The following is a 268-nucleotide window of genomic DNA, read 5'->3' as shown; positions in this document are numbered from 1 at the left end:
AAATTGGCTGTATCCTCCCGCTGTTTGCGAGCATTTGCTTTTAACAGCGGGGACAGCCAGCTTATTTTTTTTCGCTTTTCATTTCTCCGTACGCGGTTTGAATCAGTGCCTCTCCTCTGACTTTAATGGCAGAAGTATGCTCTGTAAACTGAGCGATGATCACTTCTCCCTTGTCGAGTTTTTCGGAATGGTGAAACTTTGTGTCTGTTCCTCTTGTCAGGCCGATCACATTCACTCCGTCCTCAACGGCTTTAATGACGACAAAATC

General features: G+C 45.5%; 1 protein-coding gene. It reads right to left on the bottom strand.

Features of this window, described 5'->3' with window-relative positions:
- Positions 1-61: 61 nt before the first annotated feature.
- The coding region (gene mtrB, locus SB660_RS20995; RefSeq protein ID WP_410584309.1) for a trp RNA-binding attenuation protein MtrB at positions 62-268 on the bottom strand (207 nt) is incomplete at its 5' end.

It is taken from the genome of Bacillus sp. SIMBA_005 (assembly GCF_046535585.1).
Classification (GTDB): Bacteria; Bacillota; Bacilli; order Bacillales; family Bacillaceae; genus Bacillus; species Bacillus pumilus.
This window is presented reverse-complemented; position numbering and strand designations above follow the sequence as displayed.